At 67.6% G+C, this 8,601-nt stretch carries 7 protein-coding genes and 1 pseudogene; 3 read left to right on the forward strand and 5 right to left on the reverse strand.

Annotated elements, in window-relative coordinates; translation table 11 throughout:
* Nucleotides 1–250: 250 nt before the first annotated feature.
* From ppk1 to AC5P9I_RS21070, 4 genes are all read right to left on the reverse strand, one after another.
* Complete coding sequence (gene ppk1 / locus AC5P9I_RS21055) at nucleotides 251–2,338, reverse strand: polyphosphate kinase 1 (protein WP_049468163.1); 2,088 nt, start codon at nucleotides 2,336–2,338, stop codon at nucleotides 251–253.
* A 4-nt stretch (nucleotides 2,339–2,342) separates the two neighbouring features.
* Nucleotides 2,343–3,674, reverse strand: a complete 1,332-nt coding sequence (gene phoR, locus AC5P9I_RS21060; protein WP_049468161.1) for a phosphate regulon sensor histidine kinase PhoR — start codon at nucleotides 3,672–3,674, stop codon at nucleotides 2,343–2,345.
* A gap of 106 nt (nucleotides 3,675–3,780) precedes the next feature.
* Nucleotides 3,781–4,470 (reverse strand): phosphate regulon transcriptional regulator PhoB, encoded by a 690-nt coding sequence (gene phoB / locus AC5P9I_RS21065; protein ID WP_005408258.1) that lies wholly within the window; start codon nucleotides 4,468–4,470, stop codon nucleotides 3,781–3,783.
* A gap of 116 nt (nucleotides 4,471–4,586) precedes the next feature.
* A complete protein-coding gene (locus tag AC5P9I_RS21070) occupies nucleotides 4,587–6,233 on the reverse strand; it encodes a M48 family metalloprotease (protein ID WP_049468159.1) in 1,647 nt (548 codons plus the stop codon).
* A gap of 142 nt (nucleotides 6,234–6,375) precedes the next feature.
* Here AC5P9I_RS21070 and grxC point away from each other — a divergent pair, with 142 nt between their 5' ends.
* The 3 genes from grxC (at nucleotide 6,376) to AC5P9I_RS21085 (ending at nucleotide 8,388) form a co-directional block, all read left to right on the forward strand.
* Nucleotides 6,376–6,666: a glutaredoxin 3 gene (grxC, locus tag AC5P9I_RS21075; protein WP_074726372.1), complete on the forward strand. Its 291-nt coding sequence runs from the start codon at nucleotides 6,376–6,378 to the stop codon at nucleotides 6,664–6,666.
* Nucleotides 6,663–7,055, forward strand: coding sequence for a carboxymuconolactone decarboxylase family protein (locus tag AC5P9I_RS21080; protein WP_004154542.1), 393 nt, complete (start codon nucleotides 6,663–6,665; stop codon nucleotides 7,053–7,055). Before grxC ends, AC5P9I_RS21080 begins: the two co-directional genes overlap by 4 nt.
* Before the next feature lie 328 nt (nucleotides 7,056–7,383).
* Complete coding sequence (locus AC5P9I_RS21085; RefSeq protein ID WP_049464919.1) at nucleotides 7,384–8,388, forward strand: isocitrate dehydrogenase; 1,005 nt, start codon at nucleotides 7,384–7,386, stop codon at nucleotides 8,386–8,388.
* 87 nt (nucleotides 8,389–8,475) lie between these two features.
* Here the strand turns inward: AC5P9I_RS21085 and AC5P9I_RS21090 are convergent.
* Nucleotides 8,476–8,601 (reverse strand): annotated as a pseudogene (locus AC5P9I_RS21090) (IS110 family transposase); the annotation flags it as partial.

Below are 8,601 nucleotides of genomic sequence, written 5' to 3' on the forward strand. Positions count from 1 at the left end.
CGCTGCTTACATCCACGGCTTCTACAATCCAGCCCGGCTACACTCGGCGCTGGGCTACCACTCGCCTAACAACTACGCCCGGCAGCTCCGGACTGCCGCCTGAAACGGCTTCATGGCGTCCGTTTTCAGGGGGCCAGATCACACACCCCTGCCACCGGACCCACCCCGCCTTCGACAGTTCTCTGCGACCTGCCGGACGGCGTTCTGCGCTGCTGCTGGTGGGTGTCGACCTTGGTCGACACCTACCGGGTCAGAGCCCCTGCATCAACGCCATCTGTGCCGAATGCGGGGCTTCGTCGTGGGCCGGGGTGCGCTTGTGGTACACGCCGTCCGCGTCCAGCTCCCAGGCATTGAGGTTGTCGTCCAGGTAGTTCTGCAGGACTTCGCGGTAGACCCGCTTGGCCAGTTCCGGATCGAGGATCGGGAAGCAGGTCTCGACCCGGCGCAGCAGGTTGCGCTCCAGCCAGTCGGCGCTGGCGCAGTACATCTCCGGCGCGCCGTCGTTGCCGAACCAGTAGACCCGGCTGTGTTCCAGGAAACGACCGACGATCGAGCGGACGCGGATGTTGTCCGAGATGCCCGGCACGCCCGGGCGCAGGGTGCAGGCGCCGCGGATGATCAGGTCGATCTGCACGCCGGCCTGCGACGCGGCATACAGCGCACGAACCACCTGCGGCTCGTTCAGTGCGTTCATCTTGGCGATGATCCGCGCCGGGCGACCGGCGGCGGCGATGCGCGTCTCGCGCTCGATGCGGCCGAGGATGCCGGTGTGCAGGGTGAACGGCGACTGCAGCAGGCGCTTGAGCTTCATCTTCGAGGCCAGCCCGGACAGCTGCTGGAACAGCAGGTGCACGTCGTTGCCGATGTCCGCGTCGGCGGTGATCAGGCTGATGTCGGTGTACGCGCGGGCGGTGCCGCTGTGGTAGTTGCCGGTGCCCAGGTGCACGTAGCGGCGCAGCTTGCGGCCCTCGCGGCGCACGATCAGCAGCATCTTGGCGTGGGTCTTGTAGCCGACCACGCCGTACACCACCTGCACCCCGGCCTCCTGCAGGCGATCGGCCAGGCCCAGGTTGGCCTCTTCGTCGAAGCGGGCGCGCAGCTCCACCACCACGGTCACGTCCTTGCCGTTGCGCGCGGCCTGGATCAGCGCATCGACGATCAGCGAATCCTTGCCGGTGCGGTACAGGGTCTGCTTGATCGCCAGCACGTTGGGGTCGATCGCCGCCTGCCGGATCAGGTCCAGCACCGCAGTGAACGCATCGAACGGGTGGTGCAGCAGCAGGTCCTGGCGCGCCGCTGTCTCGAAGATGCCGTCGCTGTCGCGCAGCGTGCGCGGGGTCATCGGCGGGTATTTCAGGTCCGGCTGCGCGATGAGGTCGTACAGCTGGATGATGCGGTTGAGGTTGACCGGTCCATCGATGCGGTACACCGCGTTCTCGGTCAGGCCGAAATTCTGCAGCAGCGTGCGCACGATCTCGCGCGGCATGTCGTGGGCGATTTCCAGGCGCACCGCCGGCCGGTAGCCGCGGTCAACCAGTTCGTCGCGCAGCGCCAGCGCCAGGTTTTCCACTTCCTCCTCGTCCACCACCAGCTCGGAATTGCGGGTGACGCGGAACTGGTAGGCACCCTGGACTTCCATGCCCGGGAACAGCTCGTCGACGAAGGTCGACAGCACCGACGACAGGAACACGAAGTTCTGCGATCCGCCGAGCTTCTCCGGCAGCTGGATGATGCGCGGCAGCGAGCGCGGTGCACGCACGATCGCCAGGTGGCCGGCGCGGCCGAAGGCATCGGTGCCCTTCAGCACCACCACGATGTTCAGCGACTTGTTGAGGATCTTCGGGAACGGGTGCACTGGGTCCAGGCCCAGCGGCGACAGTACCGGCATGATCTCGTTGCGGAAGTAGGCACGCAGCCAGCGCCGCTGGCGGTCGGTCCAGGAATGGCGACCGAGCACGCCGATGCCGGCCTCCATCAGCGCCGGGCGCAGCGTCTCGTTCCAGCAGCGGTACTGCTGGTCCACCAGCTCCGCAGCGCGGTCATGGATGGCGTTGAGGATGGCCTGCGGGCTCATGCCGTCCGGTGCCGGCGGCAGGCCGAACTCCTGCGCGTGGCGCACGGCCGCGGCGCGGATCTCGAAGAACTCGTCGAGGTTGGTGCAGGAGATGCACATGAAGCGCAGGCGCTCCAGCAGCGGCACCTGCGGGTCCATGGCCTGCGCCAGCACGCGGAAGTTGAAATCCAGCTGCGACAGCTCGCGGTTGATGTACAGCGCCGGGTCGCGCAACGGATCGTTGTCCGGGCTCACGGGGAGGGGGAGGGATCCGAGGCTGCTCATGGCGTCATTCTTCGATGGAGGTCAGGGGGGCGGACTCGCGCGGGCGCACGTGGTCGGCATCGAAATGGCAGGAGAACACCGAGCCCTTGCCGACTTCGCTTTCAATCTCCAGCCGTGCGTGGTGCAGGCCGAGGATGTGCTTGACGATCGACAGGCCCAGCCCGGTGCCACCGCTCTCGCGCGAGCGGCTGCTGGACACGCGGTAGAAACGCTCGGTCAGGCGCGGCAGGTGGGTGGCGGGAATGCCGTAGCCGGAATCGCGCACCGCCAGCACGGCGCCGTCGCCTTCGCGGCGGAACTCCACCGCGATGCGGCCACCGGCCGGGGTGTAGCGCACCGCGTTGGTGACCAGGTTGGAGAACGCGCTGTGCAGTTCCTTGGTCGAGCCCTGCAGGTCGACACCGGCCAGATCGTCGATGCTGATCTGGTGGCGGCCCTGGCTGTGCGCCTCGGCCTCGCGGCGCAGGGTCGCCAGCATCGGCTGCATGGCCACGGTCTCTTCCTCGCTGTGCTCCTGCGATTCCAGCCGCGACAGGGTCAGCAGGTCTTCCACCAGCTGGGCCATGCGCTGGCTCTGCTTGCGCATTTCTTCCAGCATCGGGCCGGTGCCGGGGAAATCCTCCGGGTCCATCATGTCCAGGTAGCCGTGGACCACGGTGAGCGGCGTGCGCAGTTCGTGTGAAACATTGGCCACGAAGTCGCGGCGCACCTGTTCCAGGCGCAGCAGTTTGCTGACGTCGCGCGCGATCAGCAGCCAGTAGTCCGACGAATAGGGAATCAGGCGCAGGTTCAGGCGGATCGCCGGGTCGACCGGCGAGGGCACGTCCAGGATCGGTTCGGCATTGCGGCCACCGGCCAGCCAGTGCGCCAGCGGCATCGGCTGCAGGCGCTCGACCAGGGCCTCGCCGAGGTCGCCGGGGTGGTGCAGGCCAAGCAGGGCGGTGGCCGCTTCGTTGAACCACTGCACGCGCTGGCTGTTGCGGTCCAGCACCACCACCGCATCGGGCAGTGCGGCGGCAGCGGCGCGGTAGCTGCGCAGCATGTCCAGCAGGCGGCGCTTGCGCACGCGCATTTCCACCTGGTTGCGGTACAGCAGGCGGTCCAGTTCGTTCCAGACGCCGGTGCCTTCTTCGGCGGTGTCCCAGCGCTGGCGGGCGGTCAGCCGGCGCAGCACGCTGCGCAGGCGCCAGTAGTGCCAGGCCAGGGTGGCCAGGGCGGCCAGCGCGATGCACAGCCACAGGTGGCCCGTGACTCCCCCCACCAGTCCGGCGAACAGCAGTACCGCGGCAACAGTGGCCAGGGTCTTCAACCAGGCAGAGCGGATGTGGCGGGGCATTGCGATCTCGTCGTTGAGGTGCGGCGGTTCACTGGGGTGAACCGAGGGTTATAGCAGAGTTGCCGGCACCGGCACCCGCAGGTGCACGGCGCCGGCACGACGAGACTCAGGTGGCAGTGGAGAAGCGGTAGCCGGCGCCGCGCACGGTCTGCACCATGTTCTCGGCGTTGAACGGTTCCAGCGTCTTGCGCAGGCGGCGGATGTGCACGTCGATGGTGCGCTCTTCGACGTACACGCTGCCGCCCCACACGTGGTCCAGCAGCTGGGCGCGGGTGTAGACGCGCTCGGGGTGGGTCATGAAGAAGTGCAGCAGGCGGTATTCGGTCGGGCCGATCGGCACCGGCTGGTCGTTGGCGAACACGCGATGGGCGGCGCCGTCGATGCGGATCGGGCCGACCGCCACGCTGCCGTCCTCGTCATCCTCGCGCGCGCGGCGCATGACCGCACGGATACGGGCCAGCAGTTCGCGCGCCGAGAACGGCTTGACCACGTAGTCATCGACGCCGGCCTCCAGCCCGCCGACGCGGTCGTTCTCTTCGCCACGGGCGGTCAGCATGATGATCGGCACTTCGCGGGTCAGCGTTTCCTTGCGCCAGCGACGGGCCAGGTCCAGGCCACTGGTGCCAGGCAGCATCCAGTCCAGCAGGATCAGGTCGGGGACGCGGTCGGCGATCGCGGTCTGGGCCTCCCGGGCATCGCCGGCGTGGACCGGTTCGTAATCGCCCTTGCGAAGGGCGAAGGCGACCATTTCGCGGATCGCGGGCTCGTCATCGACGATCAGGATGCGTTTCTGCACGAGGACACCGTAGGGCTCGGTTACTGGAGTGGTGCCAGTAGACTACGGTTTGATGACATGTTTGTGACTGCCCGGGCGGAACCGGCCGGGATTGCCATCGGCCGGTCATGCAGCGCTCAGCGGCGGTCCAGGTCCGGGTCCTGCACGCCCTGGCGACGCAGCTCCAGTACGGTCGGGGTGATCGATTCGATGCGGGCGTCGACGCGCGCGCGGCCGATATAGTCCAGCGCCGGGTTGCGCTTGAGCGCCTGCAGCTGCAGCAGCGCCTGTTCCGGCCGCCCGCTGAGGAACGCCGCCTCGGCATACGCTTCGCTGGCGCGCACGCTGTCACCGGCCAGCTCGCTGGCGCGGGCAAAGCGCTGCTGGAAGACCGGATCATTACCGCTTTGCGACAGCAGCGGGCGCAGCATCGCCTGTGCCCGCTGGCCGGCCTCGCGGTTGCCCTGCTCGTTCAGGATCTCGGCATAGGTCAACGCCACCGGGCGGCTGTTGGGATGTTCGCGCAGCAGCTGCTCGAAGCGGCTGTTGGCCTGGGCGGCCAGGCCCGCACGCGACTCCGCCTCGCCCAGGCCCAGCGCCAGCCACAGGTTGCCGGGATGGGTCTGCAGCAGGCCCGCCAGGGTCTGCCGGGCCTGGCCGGCACCGGCACGGCCACCGCGCATCATCGCCAGGGCCTGGCCATAGCGCTGTGCATCATTGAGACCGTCCTTCTGCCGTTTGGCCAGATCGGCATACTCGCGTTCCAGCTCGGGGGTGGAATCGGCACTGAGCACGCGCAGGCGCTCGCGTGCCCACTCGAAGTCACCGCTGGCGCCGCGGTTGAGCTGGCCGATCGGCAGGCGCAGCACACTGCTGGGCAGCAGCGGGTTGTTGCCGCGCAGCAGCGGCTCGCCCAGGCTGGGATCGGCCGGGTCCACCCGCTCCCTGCGCTCGCCGCTGGGGGTGCTGGTGGTCAGCAGCACCGTATCCTTCTTCATCTGCTCGGCGCGGGCCTTGGCCTCGCTGATGCGGGTGATGTTGACCGGGTGGGTGCGCAGGAACTCGGGCACGCTGTAGCCGCCTTCATTGCCGCGCATGGCCGCCGACATCCGTTCGAAGAAGCCGGCCATGGCATCCACGTCGTAGCCGCTGCGCGACAGGGTACGGATGCCGAGGCGGTCGGCCTCGGACTCGTTGGAACGGGTGTAGTTGATCTGCCGTTGCTGCATCAGGCCCATGCCTGAACTGATCGCGGCCATCGTCGCGTTGCCGGACGAGGTGCTGTTGCTGGCCTGCGCGGCCACCACCGCCGCCAGCATGCCCAGCAGGATCGGGATCTGGTCACGCTGGGCACGCTCGACGCCGCGCAGCACATGCTGCTGGGTGACGTGGGCGATTTCGTGGGACAGCACCGCAGCCACCTCGTCCTCGCGCTCGGCGGTCAGCACCAGGCCGGCATTGACGCCGATGTAGCCGCCGAGGGTGGCGAAGGCGTTGATCTGGCGGTCCTTCATCACGAAGAAGGTGTAGGGCTGCCGTGGCTGGTCACTGTTGGAGCCAAGCCGGGTACCCATGGTCTGCAGCCAGTCGTTGACCAGCGGATCGTCCAGCAGGTAGCCATAGTTGCGCAGCTCGCGCAGCATCATTGCGCCGTACTCGGCCTGGCGGGCCGGGGTCAGCAGCTCGCCGGCCGAGGAGCCGATGTCAGGCAGCTTCTCCTGGGCCTGGGCCAGCGGCATGGCCAGGGCCAGGGTGACGGCGGTAGTCAGCAGCAGGGCTCGCAAGCAGAAGGTCCTCGGGCGGGGCGCGCCCAGCGTGGCAGGGCAGGGGGCAACCATTCGTTAATCCACAGTGTTGCGGCCGTGGCGTGGAAATTCCAGCGCACCGGTACCATATGTAGACCGTCGATCCATCGTGGAGTTTCCCGTGACAGCCCAGACCGCCGGCGGTGCCCCCGCCATCACCCTCTATTCCACCGCCGTCTGCCCGTACTGCGTGGCCGCCAAGAACTTCCTGAAGAGCAAGGGCCAGCAGTGGACCGAGGTCCGCATCGACCTGGACCCGGCCGAGCGCGAGAAGATGGTGGCCAAGACCCGCCGTACCAGCGTGCCGCAGATCTTCATCGGCGACGTCCACGTCGGCGGCTACGACGACATGATGGCCCTGCACCGTGAAGGCAAGCTCGAGCCGCTGCTGGCCGGGCAGGGCCAGGCATGAGCGCGGCCGACGACGGCAGCAAGGACCGCATCGCCGAGTTCACCGAGTTCCGCAAGCGCATGAACGAGCGCATCCTGGGTGAGCCGAACCAGGTGGTGCGGCGCTTCTTCGCGCTGGACACGCAGACCTACCAGGCCGGCGCGCTGGATGTGAAGACCAAGGAGCTGCTGGGCCTGGTGGCCTCGATGGTGCTGCGCTGCGACGACTGCATCAGCTACCACGTGGCCCAGTGCAAGGACGCCGGGGTCACCCGTGAGGAGTTCTTCGAGACCTTCTCGGTCGGCCTGGTGGTGGGCGGTTCCATCGTGATCCCGCACCTGCGCCGAGCGGTCGATTTCCTCGACCAGCTTGAAGGTGGCGCCGCCGCCCCGGCAGCGCACGAGCACTGAGTGCTCCGGAAGTGCCGGCCGCGGGCCGGCATCGCCTGAACCCGGCATGGCCGAGGTTGCCGGCCAGCGGCCGGCACTACCGGACCTGCAAGGGGGCCTTCCCCACGATCCAACAGCCCAGGAGCCCCTTCTTGTTGAAGGGGCGCGCCGACAGGCGCGGGGATAAGGTGGGATGCGCGGGCAATTCTGCCTGAGCCGGGCACTGGGACCATGGTCTATTTGGGACCTCGGCCCCGGCTCAGGCATAATTGCCGGTGAAACTTCCTTTGCGCCGGCGTTTCCGGGCACGTCCGGACGGCGTTTTTCCCCCTGTTCGGAACATCGATCAATGACGCAGAAAATTACGGTCATCCGCGGCGACGGCATTGGCCCGGAAATCATGGACGCCACCCTGTTCGTGCTGGACCAGCTCAAGACGGGCCTGGAGTACGAAGACGCCGACGCCGGCCTGGTGGCCCTGGAGAAGCACGGCGACCTGATGCCGGCGGTGACCCTTGAATCGATCGCGCGCAACAAGGTCGCGCTGAAGAGCCCGCTGACCACCCCGGTCGGTGGTGGCTTCACCTCGATCAACGTCAGCCTGCGCCGCCACTTCGACCTGTACGCCAACGTGCGTCCGGCCCACACCTTCCCGAACACCAAGTCGCGTTTCGACAACGTCGACCTGATCACCGTCCGTGAGAACACCGAAGGTGCCTACCTGGCCGAAGGCCAGGAAGTGTCGGCCGACGGCGAAACCGCCTTCTCCGGCACCCGCATCACCCGCAAGGGTTCCGAGCGCATCGTGCGCTACGCCTTCGAGCTGGCCAAGAGCACCGGCCGCAAGAAGGTCACCGCCGTGCACAAGGCCAACATCATCAAGTCGACCTCAGGCCTGTTCCTGAATGTCGCCCGTGAAGTGGCCGCGCAGTATCCGGACATCGAATTCCAGGAAATGATCGTCGACAACTGCTGCATGCAGCTGGTGATGCGTCCGGAACAGTTCGATGTGATCGTCACCACCAACCTGTTCGGCGACATCATCTCCGACCTGTGCGCCGGCCTGGTCGGCGGCCTGGGCCTGGCCCCGGGTGCCAACATCGGCAAGGACGCGGCGATCTTCGAAGCCGTGCACGGCACCGCGCCGGACATCGCCGGCCAGGGCAAGGCCAATCCGTGCGCGCTGCTGCTGGCTGCCGCGCAGATGCTGGACCATGTCGGCCAGCCGGAAAACGCCGAGCGCCTGCGCAAGGCCATCGTGGCGACCATGGAAGCCAAGGATTCGCTGACCGGCGACCTGGGCGGCACCGGCACCACCATGAGCTTTGCCCAGGCCATCGCCCGCCGCCTGTAAGCGGCCGGCCGACCTCGGTTGGATCCACAGCGGGGCGCCTTCGGGCGCCCCGTTGCGTTATGGGCAGACCCGGTAGCAACTGTCTTGTCAGGGGCAGCCGAGGGCCACCTCGGCGTCCCGCTTACGGGCGTTTAGGATCACCAGCATTTTGCGCATGACCGCCACGAGCGCCACCTTGCTCGCTTTGCCCTTGGCCTTCAGGCCAGCGTAAAA

The organism is Stenotrophomonas sp. YJH_SMC_29 (assembly GCF_059371235.1).

Excerpts from the sequence above, each read along its gene's own strand:
- ppk1 (WP_049468163.1), bottom strand. The coding sequence starts at position 2,338 with ATGAGCAGCCTCGGATCCCTCCCCCTCCCCGTGAGCCCGGACAACGAT.
- phoR (WP_049468161.1), bottom strand. The coding sequence starts at position 3,674 with ATGCCCCGCCACATCCGCTCTGCCTGGTTGAAGACCCTGGCCACTGTT.
- AC5P9I_RS21080 (WP_004154542.1), top strand. The coding sequence starts at position 6,663 with ATGAGCGCGGCCGACGACGGCAGCAAGGACCGCATCGCCGAGTTCACC.
- AC5P9I_RS21085 (WP_049464919.1), top strand. The coding sequence starts at position 7,384 with ATGACGCAGAAAATTACGGTCATCCGCGGCGACGGCATTGGCCCGGAA.